This window comes from Dactylosporangium sp. NPDC049525 (genome assembly GCF_040676755.1).
Lineage (GTDB): Bacteria > Actinomycetota > Actinomycetes > Mycobacteriales > Micromonosporaceae > Dactylosporangium.
This window is the reverse complement of the sequence record NZ_JBFAPO010000001.1, coordinates 78,565-101,934: the sequence shown is the minus strand read 5'-3', so window position 1 is coordinate 101,934 and position 23,370 is coordinate 78,565. Positions and strand designations below refer to the sequence as shown.

Sequence of the window (23,370 nt, the reverse complement as noted above, 5' to 3'; positions counted from 1 at the left end):
AGGGAGTGCCATTGTGTCTGGCGAGAAGCCGACCACTGTAGTCATCGGGGCCGGTCCCGCCGGTCTTACCGCCGCTTACGCCCTTGCGAAGCAGAGCCTGCCGGTGCAGGTCTTCGAGGCCGACAAGGTCGTCGGGGGCATCAGCCAGACTGTCGAGCGCGACGGTTGGCGCTTCGACATCGGCGGCCACCGCTTCTTCACCAAGGTGCCCGAGGTCGAGGCGCTGTGGCACGAGATCCTCCCCGAAGAGGACTTCCTGCTGCGTCCCCGGATGAGCCGCATCTACTACCGTGGCAAGCTCTTCGACTACCCGTTGAAGGCGATGAACGCGCTGCGCAACCTCGGCGTGTGGGAGGCCGTGCGCTGCGTCGCGTCCTACACCGCGGCCCGGATCCGCCCGCCGAAGGACCAGTCGCACTTCGAGGGCTGGGTCTCCGCCCGCTTCGGCTGGCGCCTCTACTCCATCTTCTTCAAGACCTACACCGAGAAGGTGTGGGGCATGCCCGCCACGGCCCTGCAGGCCGACTGGGCCGCCCAGCGCATCAAGAACCTCTCGCTGTCCAGCGCCGTGATGAACGCGCTCATGCCGAAGCGCAACCAGAAGGACATCGCGAGCCTCATCGAGGAGTTCCAGTACCCGAAGTACGGCCCCGGCATGATGTGGGAGCGGTGCACCGAGCACGTCGAGAAGCTCGGCGGCACGGTCGCCCTGCAGACCTGGGTCAAGACCGTCCACCGCGACCCGGAGACCAAGAAGGTCACCGCCGTCGACATCGCCGACGCCACGGGCGAGCGGCGCGTGCCGCTGGACCACCTGATCTCCTCGATGCCGCTGTCGGAGCTGGTCCTCGCGATGGAGCCGGCCGCCGACCACGACGCGATCCTCGCCGCCAAGGACCTGCACTACCGCGACTTCCTCACCGTCGCGCTGGTCGTGCCGCAGGAGTTCTCCTTCCCGGACAACTGGATCTACATCCACGACCCGCACGTGAAGGTCGGCCGGATCCAGAACTTCGGCTCCTGGTCGCCGTACATGGTCAAGGACGGGCGCACCTGCCTCGGCATGGAGTACTTCGTCTTCGAGAACGACGAGATGTGGGTCAAGTCCGACGAGGACCTGGTCGCGTTCGCCACCGCGGAGCTGGAGCGCCTCGGCCTGGTCAAGGAAGGCGCGGTCGAGACCGGCTACGTCGTGCGCATGCCCAAGGCCTACCCGACCTACGACGAGACCTACCAGCGCAACGTCGAGGTGCTGCGGGCCTGGCTGGACGCGAACGTCACCAACGCGCACCCGGTCGGCCGCAACGGCATGCACCGCTACAACAACGCGGACCACTCGATGATGACGGCGCTGCTCACCGCCGAGAACATCGCCTCGGGCACCACCCACGACGTGTGGGAGGTCAACGTGGAAGAGGAATACCACGAGGAGAAGTCGACCTCGGACAGCGGCGCGGCCAAGGGCACCGGCCGCAGCGCGCCGGTGATCCCTCGCCAGGCCCGGGTCGACGCTCCCAGCACGGCCGATGTCGACCGATGAAGCCACGCTGCCGGCGGTGACGGAACCCGTCACCGCCGGCACCACCCCCACCCCACGCCGGCGCAGCGTCGCCGGCGCCGGGCGGTGGCTGTGGCACGCCGCCCGCACCAACAAGGCGTTCACCGCACTCCTGGCCGTCGCCGCCCTCGTGCGGGTGGCCATGATGGTCACGTACTACCCGGCCTTCGGCTACTTCGTCGACACCCGGGCCTACATGCTCTCGGCGAAGAGCTGGGACACGGACCCGATCTGGCCCTTCGGCTACCCGTTCTTCCTGTACCTCCTCGCGCCGTTCGAGCGCACGTCGGTCGTCGCGCTCACCCAGCACCTGCTCGGGCTCGGCATGGGCGTGGTCGTCTACGCTCTGCTGCGCCGCCGCGGCCTGGCACGGCGCTGGTCCGCGCTGGCCGCCGCGCCGATCCTGTTGGACGCCCGGGAGCTGGTGGTCGAGCACCACGTCCTGTCGGACACGCTCTTCTCGGTGCTCCTGCTGGCCGCGGTCGCCCTGCTGCTGTGGACCGACCGCCTGCCGATCTGGGTCGCGGCGCTGTCCGGCGGCCTCATCGCCGCGGCGAGCCTCACCCGCACCATCGGCCAGGTCCTGATCGTGATCGTCGTGGCATACCTGATCCTGCGCCGGGTCGGCTGGAAGCAGGTGCTCGCCTTCTGCGTCGCCGTCGCCATCCCGCTGTCCGGCTACATGGTCTGGTTCCACCACGAGCACGGCGTCTACGCCATCAACTCCTACACCGGCCGCTACATGTGGGCCCGGACCACCACGTTCGTCGACTGCGACAAGATCGACTTCACGCCGCAGGAGCGGGAGCTCTGCCCGCTCGAGCCGCTCGGCCAGCGGCTGGGACCCGACTCCTACCTGTGGTTCGACGACCCGACGGACCTCGTCACCCGGTACAAGGACGACAACATCTACAAGTCGTTCGCGACGAAGGCGATCCTGGCCCAGCCTGACGAGTACTTCAAGGTCGTCATGGCCGACACGGTGCACATGTTCCAGCCCGGCTGGCACGGCCCATGGCGCACCGAGTGCGTCCACGACCGGTGGAACATGCCGTCGGCCGGCTCCGGCGAGGTCTGTGCGCCCACGCTCATGGTCAAGCCCTTCATCCCGGGCGCCGAGGCCGGCGGCGGTGACCCGGCAAACTGGCAGAACAAGATCATGCACGCCTACGGCAAGGTCTTCACGGTCCCGAGCCTGGCCTACGTGATCGCACTGCTGCTGATCTTCGCCCTGGCCCTGCGCCGCCCCCGCAAGCAGCACGGCCGGGAGAACCTCGACGCCGTCTTCCTGGGCACCGTCTCGGTGGCGCTGGTGATGATGTCGCTCGCCCTCTCCGCGATCGACATCCGCTACGTCATGCCGCTGCTGACCCTTGCGCCGGTGGCGGTGGCCCTGTCCGTGCGCCGCCTGCGCCGCCCAGCCGAGGCGATCGAGAGCTGACCGTCGTACACATGTGCTATCCACAGGCTGTGGATAGCACATGTGTACGAAGCAAGGTTTGCCTGCTCAGCCCCTGTGGATAACCCTGCCCGCTGCGCGATGGGTGGCGTGGGCGCGCTCCGTGCCGTAGCGAGGACGGACCTGGCTTGGCATGACCGCAATGGGCATGACGATCACGCGCGCGGATCGCGATGGCGTCGAACAAAGCGCGTCGGGAAATGAGGAAGACCCCCGGCCATCCCGGCCGGGGGTCTTCGCAGAGCTTCGTGTCGGGGTCAGAGGGCCCGACGGCCACGGCCGGCGAAGCCGGCGACCAGCGCGACGCCGATGGCGGCCACGATCACCTGGACGACCAGTTCGCCCCAGTCAACGCCCGGGGTGTCGGTCGAGACGCCGATGGCGTTCGCGATGAAGGTGCCGATCAGGGCGGCGACAACGCCGATGACCATCGTGAGCCAGATCGGGATGTTCTGGCGGCCGGGGACCACCAGCCTGCCGAGCGCGCCCACGATCAGACCGACGATCAGCGCGGTGATGATTCCGGTGACGGTCACTGTTCCTCCTCGTTTCCCAAGTGGCGGCGTCGATGTGCCGCTGTTCAAGAAATGCCCGATACCGGTCGCCGCCAAACACGTCAGTCCTTTGAGGACTCTGGATGCAGTGGGCGGATGGCGCCGGCCAGGAGGAATGCGACGGTGAGCAGGACAGCGATCGCGATGAGGGCCTTCAGGACCGACACGTGGTCGCCGAGCAGGCCGATCAGCGGTGGGCCGCCCAGGAAGGCGCAGTAGCCGATCGAGGCGACCACGCTGACCCGCCCGGCCGCCTTGGCGGGGTCGTCGGAGGCGGCGCTCATGCCGACCGGGAAGCCCAGGGAGGCACCGGTGCCCCAGAGCAGGGCGCCGGCGAAGGCGGTCGGGGTGTTGGGGCCGAAGATGAACAGCAGCAGGCCGGCGAGGGCGATGACGGCCAGGGCGCGCACGACCGGGACACGCCCGTACCGGTCGAGCAGGGCAGGGCCGAACCAGCGGCCGACGGTCATCGCGGTCAGGAAGACCGTGAAGGCGAGGGTGCCGACCGCGGCGGGGGTGCGGTATCCGTCGATGACCGCGACGGCGATCCAGTCGATGCCGGCGCCCTCGGTGAAGGCGAACGCCAGGACGAAAACGCCGACGAGCAGGGTGCGGGGCTCGGTCCAGAACTCCAGGAACCGCCGCGAACCGCCGCTGTCGGCGGGCGCCTCGTCGGACAGGGTGTCGGGCAGGAACGCGCGGACCATGACGAACGTGCTGGCGCCGACCAGGACCGCGACCACGCTCAGGTGGATCGTCACCGGGACCTTCAGGGCCACCATCGCCGTGCCGAGCAGGGCGCCGGCCACGGTGCCGACGCTGTAGCCGGCGTGGAAGCGGGGCATGATCGCGCGGCCGAGGCGGCGCTCGACGAGGGCGCCCTGGACGTTCATCGCGACGTCCCAGGCGCCGTTGGCGAAGCCGAACGCGAAGAGGCCCAGGACCACCGGGGGCACGCCGAGGTGGTAGCCGCCGGCGACGATGATCAGGCTGACGGTCAGCAGGACCGCCATCGCGGCGACGGTGGCGCGGGAGCCGAAGCGGGCGACGATCTGGCCGGAGAGCACCAGTGAGATGATCGAGCCGGCGGCGATGGCGACGAGCACCAGGCCGAGCTGGGACGGGCCGAGGCGCAGCTCGTCGCGGATCTGCGGGATGCGGGTGGCCCAGCTCGCCATCGCGACGCCGGCCCAGATGAAGGCGGCGTAGACGGCGCGGGTCGCGGCGCGCAGCGGTTGGTCGGTGGTGGCTGCCGACCCGGCGGTGAGGGTCATGGTGGTCTCCGAGGGGTCAGGCGGGTGGGTCGCCGAGGGTCCTGGCGACGATCACGCGGATCTGCTCGCGTGACACCGGCGCCGTGGACAGGGTCTTGTGCATGACCAGGCCCTCGATCAGGGCGTCGACGCCCCGCGCGGTGGTCGGGTCGACGAAGCGTTCCAGGACGGCGCGGCTGGTGCGCATCCAGGTCTCGGTGATGGTGCGCAGCGCGGGGTCGCGCAGCGCGGCCAGGTACAGCTCGTAGGCGATGGCCCAGTCGGCGGTGTCGGCGCCGGCGTCGCCGTGGATGAGGTCGGTGATCGCCTCCACGAGGGCGTCGTGGGTGTGGACGTGCAGGAAGTGCGACTCGTAGACGACGGACATCCGCTCGGCGTGCCGCTGGAACGCCTGGGCGCGCAGGTCGTCGAGGCTGGTGAAGTGGTACGTCAGCGACCCCAGCGGCACGTCCGCGGCCGCCGCGATCAGCCGGTGGGTGGTGCCGGCGACGCCGTGCTCGGCGATGACCCCGATCGCGGCGTCGACGATGCGGTCCTTGCGGTTCGGGTCGTGCCGGCGGGTCACCACCGGCCTACCGGCCCGCGTCGAGGTGCCGGACGATCCGGGCCGGGTTGCCGACCGCGAGGACTCCCGCGGGGAGGTCACGGACCACGACCGAGCCGGCCCCGACGACGGTGTCGGCGCCGATCGTGACGCCGGGGCAGACGATGACGCCGCCGCCGAGCCAGACGTTGTCGCCGATGACGATCGGCTTCGCCGCCTCCCACTTGTCGCGGCGCGGGCCCGGCTCCAGCGGATGGGTGGAGGTCAGCAGCTGCACCCCGGGGCCGATCTGCACGTCGTCGCCGATCGTGATCGTGGCGACGTCGTTGCAGATGAGGCCGAAGTTGGCGAACGAGCGGGCGCCAAAGGTGGTCTGGTAGCCGTAGTCGCACCGCAGCGGCGGGCGGATCAGGCTGCCCTCGCCGTAGCCGCCGAGCAGCTCGGTCAGCAGCGCCCGCTGGGTCGCGCCGTCGGTCGGGTCCGTCGTGTTGATCCGGTGGGTGAGCCGCTGCGCCCGCGCGTCGTCAAGGCCCAGTTGCGGGTCGTCGGCGATGTACAGCTCCCCGGCGAGCATCCGCTCGCGCATGGTCTTCCCGGTCATGTGTACAACCGTACACTCGCTATGTACGTCTGTACACTAGCGACGGCGACGCTGTGCCAGGGCGGCGATCAGTGCGACGGGGATCCACAGGTACACGGCGAAGAACCCGGCGAACTTGAGGGCCGCGGCGCTCGAGTAGAGCACCGCGAGGACCGGGTTGACCGAGCCCGGGTCGGGCAGCATGGCGAAGGAGAACAGGTTCTCCACCACGTCGCACAGCGGGGCGAACACCCCCAGTGGGACCGCCAGGGTGGCGATCCGGCGGGCGCGCGTGCCGGCCGGGAAGGCGCGGGCGACCAGCGCCAGCGCGGCGGTGAACAGCAGCGCCGTGGCGGCGATGAAGGCGAAGTCCATGAACTGGGTCTGCCAGTAGACGCCGAGCGTGCCCGCCTGCAGCATCGCGGTGTACCAGCCGGAGAGCTTGTCCGCGCTGAAGGACAGCTGCCCGACGTAGTACGGCACCGGGTAGCCGGACCGGGCGTAGAACCCGTCGAGGACCGTCTGGCTGACCCGCTGGGCCGCGAAGCCGGCCACGGTGGCGCCGGCGAGGACGGGGAGCGTTGTGCGCTGAATGAATTCCATGGAATGTATCTTCGGGAGCGGGCCGCGTGACGTCAAGTGTTCCATGGAATATATTTGGCCGATGGACCCCCAGACGCGGGCCGAGCTGCAAGGGCGGGCGATGCGTGAGCTGTCGATCGCGCACCAGCTCGCCGAGACCCGGCTCAACCGGGCGCTCCGGCCGCTCGGCCTCACCATGACGCACACCGCGGTGCTGCTGCACCTGGCCAACGCGGGGCCCGGCTCCGTCGGCGACATCGCCGCCGCGATGGAGGTCAACCAGCCGGCCGTGTCCAAGACCCTCAAGACCCTGGTCGACCGCGGCGCCGTGACGATGCAGGCGGCCCCGGACGATGCCCGCCGCCGTGAGGTCGCGCTCACCCCGCTCGGCGGGGAGCTGATCGGGCAGGCGATGCGCGCCATGCACCCCGACGCGACGGTCGCGTTCGCCGGTCTCGACGACGCCCGCCTGCGCCAACTGGTCGACCTCCTCGGCGAGGTCCGCGCCACCCTGGACACCGCCCGCCGGTGAGCCGCCGGCAAAAGGTGAGCCGCCGGCCAACGCCGCCGGCCAACGCCGCCGGCCAACGCCGCCGGCCAAGGCCGCCGACCAAGGCCGCCGACCAAAGCCGCCGGTCAGCGCCCCCGGTCAGATCGTCGCCGCGGCCGGTCCCGGCAGGCCAGCCGGAACCCGTGTCGTGCGGCCGCCTCGCCGGTCAGCTCGGCGGGCAGCGCCGGCCCCGCGGCGGCGAACAACAGTGCGATGAGGGCGGCGTACCGCCCGCCGACCGGCTCGCGCAGGTCGAGCAGCCGATCCGCGAACGCGAGGGCGAGGTCCGAGGGCACGTCCACGTCCACGGCTGAAGAAGCGGGCCGGCCGCCCGGACCGTTACGGGGTGAGGCCGGTGTTCGTCGGATCCTGCAACGCCTCGTCGATGTCCGTGGTCGTCTTCGTCATGATCGCCTGGACCTGCTCGCGGGTCAGGGCGCCCGGCGCGCCCCACAGCTCCCGGAGGTCCTTCGCAATGATCGACTCGACGATGATCCAGGCGGAGACGGAGGGGTACATCTTGCCGTGCGGGATCATCTCGCGGAACGCCGCATACTCGGGCTGGGTCGCCAGCTTGGTGCCCTCGATTGCCTCGGTGCGGGCCGGCCACAGCCCGGAGTTGACGCTGTAGCGCTGCTGGCTCGCCTTGCCCGTCAGGTACCGGACGAACTCGAACGCGGCCTCGGGGTGTTTGGCCCCCTTCAGGATGCCGAGGTTCGACCCGCCGAGGAAGCCGAACGTGCCCGCCTTGCCGGCCGGCATCGGGGCGGTCGCCCAGCCGGCCTTGAGCCCGGCCCGGCTCGTGTCGGACGAGAACTCCGCGACCGACTGCGAGTTGTCGATCGTGATCGCGCCGGTACCCTCGGCGAACGCGCGCGGCACGTCGCTGGAGGACAGCGCCATCGCCTTCGGGTCGTCGTAGAGGCCGATCAGCCGCTGGTAGTAGCTCACCCCGTCGACCGCGGCCGGCTCGGCGAGCATCGACTTCGTCCCGTCGTCCTTGATCAGGTCCCCGCCGGAGCCCCAGATGAACGGGGCCACGTTGTGGATGATGCCGAAGTTGTTCTGCAGGCCGATGGCGAGCGGCGCGATCCCGAGGTCCGACGCCTTGATCTTCTGCAGCGTCGCCTCGAACGAGTCCCAGTTCGCGAACGCCGCCTTCGGGTCCAGACCGACCTTCTGCAGGACATCGGTGCGGTAGAACAGCGCCCGGATGTCGATCAGCCACGGCAGCGCGGTGATGTCCGAGGAGGTGATCAGGTGGCTGGAGCTCCAGCTCGCCTTGGCGAACACGTCCTCGCCGCCGACCGCCGCGATCTCCTCGATGCTGTACGGCCGCAGCGCGCCGATCGAGCTGAACCCCGCCACCCAGGTGGTGCCCAGGACCGTCACGTCCGGGCCCTCGCCGCTGGTGGAGGCGGTGCTGAGCCTGGTCAGCGCCTCGTCCCACGGCACCCGCACCGGGTTGACGGTGATGTTCGGGTGCGCCTTGTGGAACTCCTCGGCCTCGGTGACGACGGCCTGGTCCTGCACCGGCCCGCCGTACGGCATGTACCAGAAGTCGATGGTGACCGGCGGCTGGTCGGCGGCGTATCCGACCCCGCCCGCGCCCTCGCCGTCCTTCTTCGCGCACGCGGCCGCAGGCAGGAGCGTCGCAGCGGCGGCGGCCGCGGTCATGATCAGCCGGCGTCGGCTGAGGCTGCTCGGCACGGGTACCCCCTGTGATGGTCGTCTCGTCCACCAGGCCAATCGACCCGAGATTCCCGGTACTGAGAGCAAATCCCCAGGTCAAAACCCCGAAACTCGGCCCGCTTGTGCCGATCTCCAAGCCATGCGAAAGGTCGGGAAGCTCAGGTGGCGATGGCCGCGGGTGTTGGCGCTCGCCGTCGTGCTGCTCGGCGGCGTGACCTTCGCCAACGTGTCGCTGCACGGCAAGGCCCAGGGACACGAGGCGACCAGGTCCCACCTCAGCGAGCTCAACATGCTCCTGCACGAGGAGAGCTCCGTGCTGTGGAAGGCCGTCGCCGACCGCAACTCGCCGGTGAACGTCGCCCGTGAGCTCGGCGAGAACCGGGGTCGCGAGCGCGAGCTGCTCGACGCGTTGCAGGGCGACCTGCCCGCGGGCACGCTCAAGGACCTCCGCAGCAGCGTCGCCGCGTACCGGGCCGTGCTGGACACCGAGCTCGGCCTGCTCGGCGTCGGCAAGATCAGCGAGGCGAAGGCGCTGGAGAAGCGGGAGACCGAGCCGCAGTTCGGCCGGCTCAACACCCGCCTGCACAGCCTGGAAGAGCGCGCCGCCGACGCCGCCGAGCTGGCCAACAACATCGCCGACCTCGCGCTCGCCGTCGCCATGACCCTCGCCGTCACCGCGATCGGCCGGCTGCTGTACCAGTTCGAACGCGAGCACCGCCTCACCAACAAGGCCAACGAGGAGATGCTCGAACAGCAGCAGATCGCCCTCGACACGCTCGCCGAGCACGAGGCGCTCATCCGTCACCAGGCCTCGCACGACCCGCTGACCGGCCTGCCGAACCGGCGGCTGCTCACCGAGCTGCTGGAGGGCAGCGGCGGCCTCGACCAGGCGCTGCTGCTGGTCGACCTGGACAACTTCAAACCCGTCAACGACCAGCTCGGCCACGCCGCCGGCGACGACCTGCTGGTCGGCGTCTCCAGCCGGCTGCTGGCCGCGGTGCGCACCGACGACACCGTGGTCCGCCTCGGCGGCGACGAGTTCGCGGTCGTCATCGCCGGCGGCGACGCGAGTATCGCGGTCCGGGTCGCCGAGCGGATCGTCGCCACCGTCGGCGAGCCGTTCGAGGTCGCCGGCACCGAGGTCCGCGTCGGCGCCAGCGTCGGCGTGGCGATCAGCGGCGGCGGCCGCGACGGCACCGAGCTCCTGCGCGACGCCGACATGGCCATGTACCAGGTCAAGCAGGGCACCAAGGGCGGCTTCGCGGTGTACCGCGAGCCCGACGTCCGGCTGATCCACCAGGCCGTCAGATAACCCTCCCCGGTTCGTTGTCCGCCGGGACCCGGTTCGTTGGGTCAGCGTCGCGATCCGGGGCAATGATGGGGTCATGAAGCTGGGTCTGCATTACTGGAACTTCTCGACGCCGGCCGATCCGGCGGCCATCGCACCGACGCTGAAGGAGACCGCGCTCATCGCCGAGCAGTCGGGGGTGCACTCCTTCACCGTCATGGACCACTACTTCCAGATGGAAGCCATGGCACCGGCCGACGAGCCGATGCTGGAGGGCTACACCACGCTGGGCTACCTCGCGGGAGTGACCGAGCGGATGACCCTCGGCCTGCTGGTGACGGGGGTGATGTACCGCCACCCGGGGCTGCTCGCGAAGATCGTCACCACGCTGGACGTGCTGTCCGCCGGCCGCGCCCGGCTCGGCATCGGCGCCTCCTGGTATGAGCGGGAGCAGCGCGGCCTGGGCGTGCCGGTCGTGCCGATGGGGGAGCGCTTCGAGCGGCTCGAGGAGACCCTGCAGATCTGCCTGCAGATGTGGAGCGACGACAACGGGCCCTACCAGGGCACCCACTACCAGCTGACGGAGACGCTCAACTTCCCGCCGCCGCTGGGCCGGCCCCGCCCGATGATCATGGTCGGTGGCGGTGGCGAGAAGAAGACGCTGCGGCTGGTCGCGAAGTACGCCGACGCCTGCAACATCTTCGCCAACAACCCCGACGAGGTCGCCGCGAAGCTCGACGTGCTGCGCGGGCACTGCGACACCGAGGGCCGCGACTACGACACGATCATCAAGACCGCGGTCGTCACCCGCCCGCCCCTCGCCGACCCCGACGCCTGGCTGCGCGACGTCGAGGCGTACCAGGGGCTGGGCATCACCGAGGTCATGACGATGCCCGACCGCCACCCGGTCGAGTTCGCCACCGCGCTGGCCAAGGAGATCCTGCCCAGACTGCCGTAACGACTTCGAGGGGCGGCGGGCAGTTACCGCCGTCGCTATCCTGATCCCGTCCGCCCCGGGCAATGCCGGGGCGGTAACGGGGAGGAACGACGAATGAAAAGCATCAGCAGCGTGGCGGCGGTCTCCATCGGGCTGACCGCCGCCGCCGTGGTGATGGGGGCCCAGCCCGCATCCGCCGCGCAGGCGAGCATGCTGCCGGCCACCTCGGCCTACACCGAGGCGCAGCAGCCGCGGACCGCGTTCGTCGACCCGCCCGGCGATTTGCCGGCCGGCACGACCGTCGACGCGAGCGGCACCCACACCCGGCGCGCGTACTTCGCCTTCGACCTCACGGGATTCCAGGGCAACAGCGTCAGCGTGGCGGCACTGTCGACGACGATGACAGCCGAGGCGGCGTGCACCGTGCCGGTGCCGGTGCAGCTGTGGCGCACCGGGAAGCTCGGCAGGACGCCGACCTGGCGCAACGCGCCGGCGGAGCTGGAGTTGCTCGGGGAGTGGGCCGTGGGCTGCGACGGCTGGTGGTCGCTGAGCACGTCGATCGCCGGCACCCTCGCCGCCGCGGTGGGCCGCGGCGACCGGACGCTCACCCTCGAACTGCGCGTGGCCCAGGCGGCCGAGGCGACGGCCGGAACCGGGCTGCTCGTCACGAAGCCGCAGCTGCTCGTCACCCACAACGCCATCCCGGTCGTGCGCAACCCTGGGCTGGTGCGCGACGGCCGGTGCGGCACGACCGAGCGGCCACGGCCGGCCAACCGCACCGCCGGGGTCGCCGTGACCGCGACCGACGCCGACGGCGGCACCCCGGCCGTCACGTTCACCTGGTGGCCGCTCGCCGCGCCGGAGCAGCGCCACGACCAGCGCGGCCCGGCCGGCGGGACCTACCTCGACCTGAACGGCCTCGCCGAGGGCACGGTGATCGCCTGGGCCGCCCAGGCCTACGACGGCACGGACACCTCGGCCTGGTCGAAGACCTGCTACCTGGTGATCGACCTGACCCCGCCGGCGACCCTGCCGCTGGTCAGCTCCGCCGACTTCCCGCAGGACGGTGAGCCGCACGGCCAGGTCGGCGTGGCGGGCACCTTCACGCTGGACGCGCGGGGCGACCGGGACGTCATCGGGTTCGTGTACCTCAACGGCGGCGGCGACCGCCGCTACGTCTACCTGGAGCAGCCGGGCGGCACGGCGACGATCACCTACACCCCGCTGGACTCCTTCCCGACGTTCGAGGCGGGGGCGATCGACCTGGCCGGCAACGAAGGCGAGCGGACGGTCTACGAGTTCATGGTCAACTACTGAGCAGGGCGATGTCGTTGAGGTAGTGGTCGAGGTCGCCGCGGGCGATGTGGGCGGCGAACGCCTCGTCGCCCGCTGCGGCCGCGGTGCGCATGTGCTCCGTCAGGTCCAGCAGGCGCGGCACCACCGCGGCCACGGCGGCGCGGCGCAGCGGCTCGTCCGCGCCGTAGGCGTCGAAGAAGAGGGTCAGCCGGTCCTCGGTGCGGGGGCCGGCGGCCGAGCCGAGCGGGACGAACCGGTAGATCGCGTAGCCCAGGTCCCACCAGCGCGGACCCGGCGCGGCCGTGTCGAAGTCGATGAGGCCGACGGCGTGCCCGCCGTTGTAGACGCAGTTGTACGGCGCGACGTCGTTGTGGCAGATCACCTCGATCGGCGCCATGGCCGGTTTCTGCCAGCCGTCGCGCCAACTCGCGGCGACGTCCGCGGTCGCGTCGTGGTAGGCCCGCAGCAGCCGCGCGGCACTGGTCAGCGCGGTGTCGGAGGCCACCTGCGGCGTCCACGGGTCGTGCCCGACCTCGCCGGGCAGGAACCCGAACACGTCCCGCCCGGCCGGATCGGTGCCGAACGAGCGGGGCACGCCGGTGAAGCCACGGGTCTGCAGGTGCTCGAAGAGCTGGTGGACGCGGGGGCTCCACGCCTGCGCCGGCCGCCGCACCGTCTCGCCGACCCGGACGACCCGGTTGACGCCGCCACCGGCGAGTTCCTCTTCCATGGCGTCCAATTTCTCATGATTTCCGCGAGTGTGCAGGCCTGTCCACATTGGACCAAACGGGGTGGTGGGCGGACCCGGCGGTCGATACGATCCTCCTGCCGGCGCCGGCGAACACGGCGCCGGAAACGGGGAGGAACACCAATATGCACCGCATCAGCACGCTGGTGCTGGTGACCGCGGTCGGCGTCGCCGCCACCGTCCTGGCCACCGGCAGCCCAGCGCAGGCAAGCACGTCCGGCAACCTACCGCTGACGAGTTGGGCCTATCTCGACTCGCACAGCCCGAAATCCAAGTTCGTCGACCAGACGATCCCCCCGCCGATCGGCGGCAGCGTCGACAGCGCGGGCGCGGCACACACCTACCGCTCCTACTTCACCTACGACCTGACCCAGCTCAAGGGCACGATCGTGCACAACTCATACCTGTGGACGTATGAGGACACCGTCGTCGACTGCACCAAGCTCACGACGGTCGAGGTGTGGCGCACCGCGCCGGTGAAGGACAAGACCACCTGGAAGAACCCGCCGGCCGAGCTCGAGCGGCTGACGTCCACCGACTACGGGCCCAACGGCTACGGCTGCCCCGGCTACCTCGGCATCAACATGGTCCCGATCCTCAACGCCGCGCTCAGCCGGCACGAGAAGTCGATCACCGTGGAGTATCGGGTGGTCGCCGCGCAGGAGGCCGACCCGCGCACCGGGCGCACCTATGACCGCCCGACGCTGAGCTTCACCGCCAACCACCCGCCCGTCGTCACCGACCCGCGGCTCGGCGCGCCGGACCGGCCATGCGGCACCCTGGCGAAGCCGTCACCGGCCGCCGCGTCGACGGTGTTCCTGTCCACCGCGACGGACGCCGACCCGGGCGAATACCTGACGACGACGTATGCGATCTGGCCGGTCGAGCACCCCGACCAGCGCCGCGAGTTCTACGGCTACTCCTCCGGGGTCGACCTGAGCCAGTATGCCGACGGCGAGGTGCTCGCCTGGCAGGCCCGGGCCAGCGACTACTTCGACGCCGGCCCGTGGAGCAAGACCTGCTACGTCGTGATGGACAAGGTCGCGCCCAAGAACCCGCCGGTGGTCACGTCCAAGGTGTACGTGTCCGGCATCGGCCAGAGCGGTGGCGTCGGCGTGCCGGGCCGGTTCCGGTTCGACGCGGGCGGCGACCGGGACGTGGTCGCGTTCGTGTGGCGGGACTCGATCGGCTACAGCGGCCAGGTCGCGGCCCGGCACCGGGGCGGCACGGCGGCGTTCGACTTCACGCCGAAGCGTTCCGGACCGCAGTCCATCTACGTCACCTCGATCGACGCCGTCGGCAACCGCGGACCGGAGCGGGAGTTCCGGTTCTTCGTGGCCAACACCGCGCCCTATGCGACGGTCACCGTGGGCGGGATCGGGCTGCCGAGCCAGGTCAACCTGACCGCCACGAAGCCGGAGGTGACCGGCTTCGGCTACCTGATCGAGGGCAGCACGGAGACCCGGGTGCCCGCGGTCGACGGCAAGGCCACCGGCACGGTCACGTTCACCGCGGCCGGCTACACCAACGTCATCGTGCGCAGCTACGTCGGCACAAAGCTCATCGGTGAGGGCAAGCTCGAGATCAGCGTCAGCGACGCGCCGCTGGTCGAGTCGGCGGAGTTCAACTTCGAGCACGACCAGCTCGCCGGCGCGACCGGCTCGTTCACGTTCCGGCCGCGCAACGCCGACGTCGCCTACTACGAGTACAACTTCGGCTCGGGCTGGCAGCGGCTCGACCCGGCCGCCGACCACGCCGCGGTGCTGCCGTGGACCGCGGTCGCCGGCTGGCAGACGCTGACCGTCCGCTCGGTCACCGCCGGCGGCACGCCGTCGCGGGAGGCGTATTACCAGTTCCGGGTCATCGACCCGGTCCCGACCGCCTACGCGCCGTCGCTGGAGACGTGGCAGCGCACCGACGCGCCCGGGCTGCCGCTGACGATCGAGCTCTCGACGCAGCTCAACGACGTGACCGGCTATGCGTACCGGTTCAACGGCGGGCCGGAGCAGCTCGTGTCGGGCGACTGGGGCGTGCAGGTCACCGTGACGCCGCCGGCGCTGGGCGACAACACGCTGACGTTCCAGGCGATCCGCGCCGACGGCAGCCGCTCGCCGGCCGGAAGCTTCACCTGGCAGCCGTTCGAGGGGCCGATCATCACGACCGACCCGGCGGCCGGCGGGGTCATCAACCGGCCGACCACGATCAAGCTCACGTCCGTGCGGCCCGACGTGAAGGAGTTCCGCTACTCGTTCGAGCTGGGCGAGGAGCACACGGTCGCCGCCGGGCCCGACGGCACCGCGACGGTCACCTTCACGCCGGACACCTTCGCCTACTTCCTCGTGCACGCCGTCAGCGTCGACCACGCCGGGGTCGCCTCACCGCAGCGGGAGGCGATCATCCCGGTCCGGGACACCCGGGTCACGGTGTGGAGCCAGTACGACGACTGGTTGCCGCGCGGCGGGATCGGCTCGGACGCCGTGTTCGACCTCAACACGCAGTGGTTGCCGGAGGTGGTGGAGTACCGCTACCGCCTCAACGGCGGTGCCGAGCAGGCGATCGCGGCGGACCCGGCCGGCTCGACGGCGCTGTCGGTCTTGCTGGACCGCATCGGTGAGAACACGCTCGTCGTGACGGGCCGCACCGCGTCCGGGGAGCTGTCGCCGGAGACGGAGTACCGGTTCCTGGTCGGCACGGCCCCGAAGGTGGTGTCGCAGGAGTACCCGCGCGACACGTGGGCCGGCGGGGTCGGCGTGCCGGGCCGGTTCGACTTCACCGGCGGCCCGGCCGGCGTGGCCTCGTTCGAGTGGTCGATCGGCGGCCAGTCGGGCACGGTCGACGCCGACGAGGCCGGTCACGCCACGATCACCTGGACGCCGACCGAGGGCGGTGGGCACCAGATGATCGTGGTCGCCCACACGGCGGACGGCACCGCCGGGGACCCGACCTACTACTACATGCTGGTCAACTACACCTGACAAATACGACAAAAACGGCCGTGAGGCCGGCGCGGTCGCACCACTGATCGAGTGACGCCCCGCAGAACGGCGACCGCCTGCGGGGCGTCACCTGCTCGCTGATCCCGGCGTTGGGCCCGTTGATGAGAGTTCTGGTCACCGGCGGCGCGGGGTTCATCGGGGGAAACCTGTGCCGGGAGCTGGTCAACCACGTCGCCGTGGACGAGGTCGTCGCCTTCGACGATCTCAGCACCGGCAGCGAGGGCAACCTCGACGGCGTCGACGCGACGCTGATCACCGGCAGCATCCTGGACCGGCCCGCGATCGACGATGCGGTCGGGGCCGCGGACGTGGTCATCCACCTGGCCGCCCGGCCGTCGGTGCCGCGGTCCGTCGCCGACCCGCTGCGCAGCCACCTGGTCAACGCCACCGGCACGATGCACGTGCTGGAGGCGTGCCGCCGCGGTGGCACGCCGATCGTCACGGCGTCCTCGTCCTCGGTCTACGGGCCGACGAAGGTCCTGCCGAAGCACGAGGAGCTGCCGACCCGGCCGCAGAGCCCGTATGCGGCCAGCAAGCTCGCCGCCGAGTCCGCGGTCCTGGCCTACGGGGCCACCTACGGGCTGCCGGTGCTCGCGTTGCGGTTCTTCAACGTGTACGGGCCGCTGCAGTCCGTCGGGCACGCGTACGCCGCGGTCATCCCCGCGTTCGCCGACGCGGCGCTGCGCGGGCAGCCGCTGCACGTGCACGGCGACGGGCAGCAGACGAGGGACTTCACCTTCGTCGGCTCCGTCGCCCGGCTGCTCACCGACGCCGCGGTCCGCCGGGTCACCAGCCCCACGCCGGTGAACCTGGCGTTCGGCACCCGCACCTCGCTGGTCGACCTGATCGACCTGATCCGCAGGCTGGCCGGGCGGCCGGTCGAGGTGGTCTTCGACCCGGCCCGCCCCGGCGACGTGCGCGACTCGCAGGCCGAGTCGTCCCGGCTGCGGGAGCTGTTCCCCGGCCACGACCCGGTCCCGCTGGAGCGGGGCCTCGCCGAGACCGTCAGCTGGTACGAGCGGCAGATAGCGTCGGCACCCCGGTAACCGCGCCGGGCACCTCCGCGACCGCGCCGGACACGTGCGGCACCAGGCACAGGTCGGCGAGCTGCCCGACCAGGGCGCCCGGCGCCGAGCGCACGTCCAGGGCCAGCGCCAGTGCGGGGTCCAGCGGCGGCACCGACACGTGCGAGATGAGCGGGTGCAGCGGGCGCAGGTCGGTCTCGCCGTCGCCGAAGAGCTCCTCGTGCAGCTTCTCGCCCGGCCGCAGACCGGTGTAGACGAAGTCGACCGGCCGCTCGGCCTGCGCGGCGAGCTGGTGCGCCAGTTCGTCGATCCGCACCGGGCTGCCCATGTCCAGCACCAGCGCCTCGCCGCCGGCGCCGAGGGCCGCGGCCTGGATCACCAGCTGGACCGCCTCCTGGACGGTCATCATGAAGCGGGTCACGTCCGGGTCGGTGACGGTGACCGGGCCGCCGGCGGCGATCTGCGCCTGGAAGGCGGTCACCACCGAGCCCCGGCTGCCGAGCACGTTGCCGAAGCGGACGTTGAGGTAGGTGCCCGCCGCGACGGTCGAGCGGTGCGCGGTGAGCCGCTCGGTGACCCGCTTGGAGTAGCCGAGCACGCTGACCGGGTTCGCCGCCTTGTCGGTGGAGATGTTCACGAACCGCGCCACGCCCACCGACGCGGCGGCCGACAGCACGTTGAGCGTGCCGAGGACGTTGGTCTGCACCGCCTCCGCGGGGTGCCGCTCCAGCAGGGTGAGGTGCTTGAGCGCGGCGGCGTGGAACACCACCTCCGGCCGGCGCTCGGCGAAGACCGCCGCGATCGACGCGGCGTCGCGCAGGTCGGCGAGGATCAGCTCGGGGCTGTCCAGCAGCGCCCGGCCGTGGATCGACAGCTGCACCGCGTGCAGCGCCGACTCGTCGCGGTCCAGCATCATCAGCTCGGCCGGGCCGAAGCGGTGCAGCTGCCGGCACAGCTCGGAGCCGATCGAGCCGCCGGCGCCGGTGACCAGCACCCGCCGGCCGGTCAGGTAGTCGCCGATGGCGGCCAGGTCGGTGTCGATCTGGCGGCGCCCGAGCAGGTCGGACAGCCGCACGTCGCGCACCTCGGCCACCCCGACAGGACCGTCCAGACTCTCGTTGATCGACGGCAGGACCTTCAGGACCCGGCCCGCGGCGGTGGTCATCGCGCGCACGTCGCGCAGCAGCGCGCCGTCGCCGGCCCGGATGGCGAAGATGACGACCTGGGCGCCGGTGCGCTCGATCGCGGCGATGAGCGAGGCCCGCCCGCCGAGCACCGCGACGCCCTCGATGCGCAGGTTGCGCTTGGCCGGGTCGTCGTCGACGATGCCGACCGGCCGGTACCGGCAGTGCGGGTCGTGCGCCATCGAGCGCAGCAGGCGGTGACCGGCGGCGCCGGCGCCGAAGACCAGGACCGGCACGGCGGGGCCGGTGGCCGGGGCGACCCGCAGCCGGCGCTCGCGGCGCAGCCGGCCGGCTGCGCGGCCGGTGACCATGGCGAGCAGCGCCGTCATTGCGCCGACGACCGCGACCGCGGTGGTCACCTCGGCGAGGGCCCACAGCAGGGTGCCGGTCGCGGCGACGGTGAGGGCGAGCGTGCGCAGCTCCGGCAGCGTGCCACGGCCGTAGCGCCGCCGGTACAGGTGGACCGGCCAGCCGATCACGGTGTGCAGCGCGGCCGCGAGGATGATCGCGGTGCCGACGGCGAACAGCGACGGTGGGGCCGGCGCGATGGTGATCGCGAGCGCGAGACCGCCGGCCCAGGCGCAGAGGTCGGCCGGCCAGTCCGCAGGCCCTGAGGGTCTGTGATCGTCCATCGGTCCCCCCGAGGTGAGTACGAGCGCGACGAATAGCGACCATTCTTCACGATTTGTGGCAGGAGATCCGGGTAAAAAGTGGATAGGGGAAATTAGACGGTTTCACCTCTTGCGTCATGACAACCTGTCACTCTTCGTAAAGAAGCGAACACGGGAGGTCATGGCGTATGGAGCTGCGCGACTATGTCAGCGCGGTCCGGAAACGCTGGTGGCTGGTGGCCACGACCGCCTGCCTGGCCCTGGTCGCCGCGGTCTTCGTCACCGCGCGCACCGCGCCGATGTATGCCGCCTCGGTGACGTTCTTCGTCAGCACCCCGAGCAGCGGCGTGACCGACGCATACCAGGGCGGCCTGTTCTCCCAGCAGCGCGCCCGGTCCTACGTCAACCTCGTGCGCAGCGACCGCCTGGCCCGGGCCGTGGCATCCGACCCCGTCGTCGGGCTCGACGCCGACGGCGTCCTGCAGCGCATCAGCGCCCGGACCGTGCCCGACACCGTGCTGCTGGACATCACCGTGCTGGACACCAGCAGCGACCGCGCCCTGCGCATCGCCGAGGCCGTCGCGTCCAAGTTCGCCGCGCTGGTCGCGGTGCTGGAGACCCCGCCGGGCGCGGACAACCCGACCGTCCGCGTCGACGTGGTGACCGGCCCCCGCGCCGGCACCGACCCCGTCTCGCCGCAGCCGGCCCGCAACTTCGCGGTCGCGCTGCTCATGGGCCTGCTCGTCGGCGCCGCCGGCGCGGTGCTGCGGGAGATCCTGGACAGCAGCGTCCGCTCCGCGGCCACGCTGCGCCAGGCCGGCGGCAAGGCCGTCCTCGCCACCGTGCCGATGGACCCTCGGGCCCGCCAGGAGCCGCTCCTGGTCGAGGACGCCGCCTGGTCACCGCGCGGCGAGGCGATGCGCCACCTGCGCACCAACCTGCAGTTCGTCGACCCGGACCGGCGGGTCCGCTGCATCGTCGTCACCAGCGCGCTGCCCGACGAGGGCAAGTCGACGATCGCCTGCAACCTCGCCATCGTCCTGGCCGAGAACGGACACCGGGTCCTGCTGATCGACGCCGACGTGCGGCGCCCGAAGCTCGCCGAGTACCTCGACCTCGAGGGTGCCGTCGGCCTCACCAACGTGCTCGTCGGCCAGGTCGACCTGGACACCGCCGTGCAGTCCTGGGGCGACCGCGACCTGTGGGTCCTCGCCAGCGGCTCGATCCCGCCCAACCCGAGCGAGCTGCTCGGCTCACAGCAGATGGCCCGCCTGCTGGCCACCGCCGGCGAGGGCTTCGACTACGTCGTCGTGGACACCTCGCCGCTGCTCGTCGTCACCGACGCGGCGGTCGTGGCCAGCCGCGCCGACGGCGCCGTGCTGGTCACCCGGGCCGGCAAGACCACCGTCACCCAGGTGCGCTCCGCCGTCCTGGCGATCGAGGCGGTCTCGGCCCGGCTCTTCGGCTGCGTGCTCAACGGCGCCAAGCCCGGCGGCGACGACGCCTACTCCTACGCCTACTACGGCGCCCGGCCCGGCGCGCCGCTGCTCACCGCGCGGCCCGCGCCGCTCAGCCGGGATCTCGACGCGGCCGGTCGGCCAGGAGGGTGAGCATGCGCGCAATCGTCGCGGCACAGCCACGGAACCCGTCGACCGGGCCGCCGAACGGGTCGGGCAGGTCGTCGTCGAACGGCGACACCGGCTGCAGCCGCCCCCGCACCCGGGCGATGTCCCGCAGCGTCGTCGGCTCGGGCGGCAACACCTCCAGGTACCGGCCGAACTGCCGCAGCGTGAACGTCCGCGCCGCGGCGTCCGGGGCCAGGGTCACGCAGTGCGCCCGCTCCGCCCGGGTCGCGGTCAGCACAAGGTCGGCGCCGGCCAGCATCCCGGCGTCGACGCGCCGGCTGGCGAACCCGTCCGGATCCGCGCCCAGCTCCAGCAGCACCGCCTTCGCCTCCGGCGGCATGTCCAGACCCGGCACCGCGTGGGTGCCCGCACTCGCGGCGTCCAGGCCACCGGCCCGGGCCAGCCGCTCGGCCATGGCCGACCGGCACAGGTTGGCCCGACAGACGAACAACATGGAAAGCCCCCGATATCCGCGTAGCGCCGCTCCAGGAGTGGTCCTTTGAACACACGCATCCACTTGTCGGCGCCGGACATCTCGGGCACCGAGGAGCGCTACCTGGTCAACGCCTTACGCTCCGGTTGGGTGGCGCCCGTCGGACCGGATCTCGACGCGTTCGAGGCCGAGACCGCCCAGCGGTGCGGCACCGCGCACGCCGTCGGGGTCAGCTCCGGCACCGCCGCGTTGCACCTGGCCCTGCTCGCCATGGGCGTCGGGCCGGGCCACGCGGTCGTCGTGCCGACGCTGACGTTCGCGGCCACCGCCAACGCCGTCGTCTACACCGGCGCCGAACCCGTCTTCGTCGACTGCGAGCCGGACACCGGCAACGTCGACGTCGCACTCGTCGAACGGGCGGTCGCCGACCTGCGCCGCGACGGCCGGCACGTCGGCGCGGTCGTCCCGGTCGACCTCTTCGGCGCCTGCGCCGACAACGCACGGCTCGAAGCGCTGGATGTACCGCTGCTGGAAGACGCTGCCGAAGCACTCGGCGCGACCCGGGACGGGCGGCCGGCGGGGTCGTTCGGGCGGGCCGCAGCGCTGTCGTTCAACGGCAACAAGATCATCACCACGTCCGGCGGCGGGATGCTCGTCACCGACGACACGGCGCTCGCCGAACGCTGCCGCTACCTCGCCACCCAGGCCCGCCAGCCGGTCCCGCACTACGAGCACGCCGACGTCGGCTACAACTACCGGCTCAGCAACCTGCTCGCCGCGGTCGGCCGGGCCCAGCTGTCCCGCCTCGACGGGATGCTCACCCGGCGGCGGCAGCTGCGCGAGCGGTACGCCAAGGCCTTCGCGGGCGTGGCCGGGGTGCGGATCGTCGGCGAATCCGAGCACGGATCCAACTGCTGGCTGACCGTCATCACCGTCGACCCGCGCGAGTCCGGCTGGGCCGCCGCGGCGCTCGGCGAGCACCTCGGCGCGCACGACATCGAGACCCGCCCCGTCTGGAAACCGATGCACCAGCAGCCGGTGTACCGCGCCGCCCGCACCTGGCTGACCGGCGCCGCCGACCGCCTCTTCGCGACCGGCCTGGCCCTGCCCAGCGGCTCGCAGCTGACCGACGCCGCGCAGCAGCGCATCTTCGACGCGATCGACGAGTTCCTGTGAACCGCGCCCTGGACCTCGCCGGCGCCGCGGTCGCCGCCGTCGTGCTCGCCCCGGTCATCGCGGCCACCGCCGTCTTCGTCGGCTGCACGATGGGCACACCCGTGCTGTTCCGCCAGGAACGCACCGGGCTGCACGGGCAGCCCTTCACGTTCGTCAAGTTCCGCACCATGCGACCGCCCCCGCACACCGGCTTCGACCCGGGCAGCGACGCCGAGCGGCTCACCCCCGCCGGCCGGTTCCTGCGCTCCACCAGCCTCGACGAGCTGCCCGCGCTGTGGAACGTGCTGCGCGGCGACATGAGCCTGGTCGGGCCGCGGCCACTGCCGTGCGCCTACCTCGAGCGGTACACCGAGCAGGAGGCGCACCGGCACGACGTGCTGCCCGGCATCACCGGCCTGGCCCAGGTCCTCGGCCGCAACACCCTCACGTGGGAGGAGAAGTTCGCCCACGACCTGCACTACGTCGAGCACCGCTCGCTCCGGATGGACCTGCGGATCCTCGTCGCGACCGTCCGCACCGTCGTGCGCCGCGACGGCGTCACCGCCACCGGCGCCGCGACCAACCACGAGTTCCGCGCCGCGTCCGCGTCCGCGGCAAAGGTCGCCGGCAACACCGCCGGCAAAGGGCGGCAGGTATGAAGAACGGCCTGGTCATCGTCGGCATCGGCGGCCACGGCCGGGAGGTGCTGACCATCGCGCGGGCCGCCGGCATGCCGGTGCGCGGCTTTGTCGACGACAGCCCCAGCCAGCGCAACCTCGACCGGGTGTCGGCGCTCGGCGTGCCGTTCCTCGGCCCCAGCACGCGCCTCGGCGACGAGCGGCCCTCGATCGGCTACGTGATCGGCATCGGCGACCCGCGGATCCGGGCCCGCCTCGACGAGCAGCTGCGGCTGCACGGCCTCGCCGCCGCGACCCTGATCCACCCGGCCGCGACGATCGGGCCGGACGCCTGCGTCGGCGAGGGGTTCGTCGCGTTCGCCGGCGCCCGCGTCACCACCAACGTGCGCATCGGCCGGCACGTGCACCTCAACCAGAACTGCACCGTCGGCCACGACACCGAACTGTCCGACTTCGTGCAGGTCAACCCGCTCGCCGCGATCTCCGGCGACTGCCGGATCGGCCCCGAGGTGCTCATCGGCACCACCGCCTGCGTGCTGCAGGGCCTGCACGTCGGCGAGGGCGCCACCGTCGGCGCGGGCGCGTGCGTCACCCGCGACGTCGAGCCGAAGACGACCGTGAAGGGGGTACCGGCCCGATGA

22 protein-coding genes are annotated in these 23,370 nt (G+C 71.6%); 12 read left to right on the top strand and 10 right to left on the bottom strand.

Annotation, left to right across the window (positions count from 1 at the left end):
- The first annotated feature begins 13 nt into the window (after window positions 1-13).
- Window positions 14-1,540, top strand: a complete 1,527-nt coding sequence (locus AB0K00_RS00410) for an NAD(P)/FAD-dependent oxidoreductase (RefSeq protein WP_363512931.1) — start codon at window positions 14-16, stop codon at window positions 1,538-1,540.
- Window positions 1,527-2,999, top strand: coding sequence for a hypothetical protein (locus AB0K00_RS00405; protein WP_363512928.1), 1,473 nt, complete (start codon window positions 1,527-1,529; stop codon window positions 2,997-2,999). Before AB0K00_RS00410 ends, AB0K00_RS00405 begins: the two co-directional genes overlap by 14 nt.
- A gap of 275 nt (window positions 3,000-3,274) precedes the next feature.
- On the opposite strand, the gene AB0K00_RS00400 is transcribed toward AB0K00_RS00405, so the two are convergent.
- The 5 genes from AB0K00_RS00400 to AB0K00_RS00380 all read right to left on the bottom strand — a co-directional run bounded on the left by AB0K00_RS00400 (window position 3,275) and on the right by AB0K00_RS00380 (window position 6,572).
- Entirely contained in the window at window positions 3,275-3,553 is a 279-nt protein-coding gene (locus AB0K00_RS00400; protein ID WP_363514956.1) for a GlsB/YeaQ/YmgE family stress response membrane protein, read from the bottom strand.
- A gap of 80 nt (window positions 3,554-3,633) precedes the next feature.
- Entirely contained in the window at window positions 3,634-4,845 is a 1,212-nt protein-coding gene (locus AB0K00_RS00395) for an MFS transporter (RefSeq protein WP_363512925.1), read from the bottom strand.
- A gap of 16 nt (window positions 4,846-4,861) precedes the next feature.
- A complete protein-coding gene (locus AB0K00_RS00390) occupies window positions 4,862-5,413 on the bottom strand; it encodes a TetR family transcriptional regulator (protein ID WP_363512922.1) in 552 nt (183 codons plus the stop codon).
- A 4-nt stretch (window positions 5,414-5,417) separates the two neighbouring features.
- Entirely contained in the window at window positions 5,418-5,990 is a 573-nt protein-coding gene (locus AB0K00_RS00385) for a sugar O-acetyltransferase (protein WP_363512919.1), read from the bottom strand.
- A 36-nt stretch (window positions 5,991-6,026) separates the two neighbouring features.
- On the bottom strand, window positions 6,027-6,572 hold the full coding sequence (locus AB0K00_RS00380) for a hypothetical protein (protein WP_363512916.1): 546 nt from the start codon (window positions 6,570-6,572) through the stop codon (window positions 6,027-6,029).
- Between the two features lie 61 nt (window positions 6,573-6,633).
- On the opposite strand from AB0K00_RS00380, the gene AB0K00_RS00375 reads away from it, so the two are divergent.
- Window positions 6,634-7,083, top strand: a complete 450-nt coding sequence (locus AB0K00_RS00375) for a MarR family transcriptional regulator (RefSeq protein WP_363512913.1) — start codon at window positions 6,634-6,636, stop codon at window positions 7,081-7,083.
- A gap of 104 nt (window positions 7,084-7,187) precedes the next feature.
- Here AB0K00_RS00375 and AB0K00_RS00370 read toward each other — a convergent pair whose 3' ends face one another.
- Together AB0K00_RS00370 and AB0K00_RS00365 are read right to left on the bottom strand one after the other, a co-directional pair.
- Window positions 7,188-7,403, bottom strand: a complete 216-nt coding sequence (locus AB0K00_RS00370) for a hypothetical protein (protein WP_363512910.1) — start codon at window positions 7,401-7,403, stop codon at window positions 7,188-7,190.
- Window positions 7,404-7,440: 37 nt separating this feature from the next.
- Window positions 7,441-8,811, bottom strand: a complete 1,371-nt coding sequence (locus tag AB0K00_RS00365; protein ID WP_363512907.1) for an extracellular solute-binding protein — start codon at window positions 8,809-8,811, stop codon at window positions 7,441-7,443.
- A gap of 160 nt (window positions 8,812-8,971) precedes the next feature.
- On the opposite strand from AB0K00_RS00365, the gene AB0K00_RS00360 reads away from it, so the two are divergent.
- The 3 genes from AB0K00_RS00360 (at window position 8,972) to AB0K00_RS00350 (ending at window position 12,335) form a co-directional block, all read left to right on the top strand.
- Window positions 8,972-10,105: a GGDEF domain-containing protein gene (locus AB0K00_RS00360; RefSeq protein WP_363512904.1), complete on the top strand. Its 1,134-nt coding sequence runs from the start codon at window positions 8,972-8,974 to the stop codon at window positions 10,103-10,105.
- Window positions 10,106-10,178: 73 nt separating this feature from the next.
- Window positions 10,179-11,039 (top strand): LLM class F420-dependent oxidoreductase, encoded by an 861-nt coding sequence (locus AB0K00_RS00355; protein WP_363512901.1) that lies wholly within the window; start codon window positions 10,179-10,181, stop codon window positions 11,037-11,039.
- A gap of 93 nt (window positions 11,040-11,132) precedes the next feature.
- On the top strand, window positions 11,133-12,335 hold the full coding sequence (locus tag AB0K00_RS00350; RefSeq protein WP_363512898.1) for a hypothetical protein: 1,203 nt from the start codon (window positions 11,133-11,135) through the stop codon (window positions 12,333-12,335).
- Here the strand turns inward: AB0K00_RS00350 and AB0K00_RS00345 are convergent.
- Window positions 12,325-13,044, bottom strand: coding sequence for an aminoglycoside phosphotransferase family protein (locus AB0K00_RS00345; RefSeq protein ID WP_363514953.1), 720 nt, complete (start codon window positions 13,042-13,044; stop codon window positions 12,325-12,327). The genes AB0K00_RS00350 and AB0K00_RS00345 overlap by 11 nt on opposite strands.
- A 143-nt stretch (window positions 13,045-13,187) precedes the next feature.
- On the opposite strand from AB0K00_RS00345, the gene AB0K00_RS00340 reads away from it, so the two are divergent.
- Together AB0K00_RS00340 and AB0K00_RS00335 are read left to right on the top strand one after the other, a co-directional pair.
- Window positions 13,188-16,037: a hypothetical protein gene (locus AB0K00_RS00340; protein ID WP_363512895.1), complete on the top strand. Its 2,850-nt coding sequence runs from the start codon at window positions 13,188-13,190 to the stop codon at window positions 16,035-16,037.
- 122 nt (window positions 16,038-16,159) lie between these two features.
- Complete coding sequence (locus AB0K00_RS00335) at window positions 16,160-17,104, top strand: NAD-dependent epimerase/dehydratase family protein (RefSeq protein ID WP_363512892.1); 945 nt, start codon at window positions 16,160-16,162, stop codon at window positions 17,102-17,104.
- Here AB0K00_RS00335 and AB0K00_RS00330 read toward each other — a convergent pair.
- A complete protein-coding gene (locus AB0K00_RS00330) occupies window positions 17,064-18,899 on the bottom strand; it encodes a polysaccharide biosynthesis protein (protein ID WP_363512889.1) in 1,836 nt (611 codons plus the stop codon). The genes AB0K00_RS00335 and AB0K00_RS00330 overlap by 41 nt on opposite strands.
- 167 nt (window positions 18,900-19,066) lie before the next feature.
- Between AB0K00_RS00330 and AB0K00_RS00325 the strand changes: the two genes are divergently transcribed.
- The gene (locus AB0K00_RS00325) at window positions 19,067-20,488 is read left to right on the top strand and encodes a polysaccharide biosynthesis tyrosine autokinase (protein WP_363512886.1); all 1,422 of its coding nucleotides are present in this window, start codon (window positions 19,067-19,069) and stop codon (window positions 20,486-20,488) included.
- Here AB0K00_RS00325 and AB0K00_RS00320 read toward each other — a convergent pair.
- Entirely contained in the window at window positions 20,448-20,957 is a 510-nt protein-coding gene (locus tag AB0K00_RS00320; protein ID WP_363512883.1) for a low molecular weight phosphatase family protein, read from the bottom strand. The genes AB0K00_RS00325 and AB0K00_RS00320 overlap by 41 nt on opposite strands.
- A 45-nt stretch (window positions 20,958-21,002) precedes the next feature.
- Here AB0K00_RS00320 and AB0K00_RS00315 point away from each other — a divergent pair, with 45 nt between their 5' ends.
- The 3 genes from AB0K00_RS00315 to AB0K00_RS00305 are packed head-to-tail and all read left to right on the top strand — an operon-like array spanning window position 21,003 to window position 23,370.
- Window positions 21,003-22,112: an aminotransferase class I/II-fold pyridoxal phosphate-dependent enzyme gene (locus AB0K00_RS00315; RefSeq protein ID WP_363512880.1), complete on the top strand. Its 1,110-nt coding sequence runs from the start codon at window positions 21,003-21,005 to the stop codon at window positions 22,110-22,112.
- A complete protein-coding gene (locus tag AB0K00_RS00310; protein ID WP_363512877.1) occupies window positions 22,109-22,750 on the top strand; it encodes a sugar transferase in 642 nt (213 codons plus the stop codon). Before AB0K00_RS00315 ends, AB0K00_RS00310 begins: the two co-directional genes overlap by 4 nt.
- Window positions 22,747-23,370: an acetyltransferase gene (locus tag AB0K00_RS00305; protein ID WP_363512874.1), complete on the top strand. Its 624-nt coding sequence runs from the start codon at window positions 22,747-22,749 to the stop codon at window positions 23,368-23,370. The genes AB0K00_RS00310 and AB0K00_RS00305 overlap by 4 nt, the downstream gene beginning before the upstream one ends.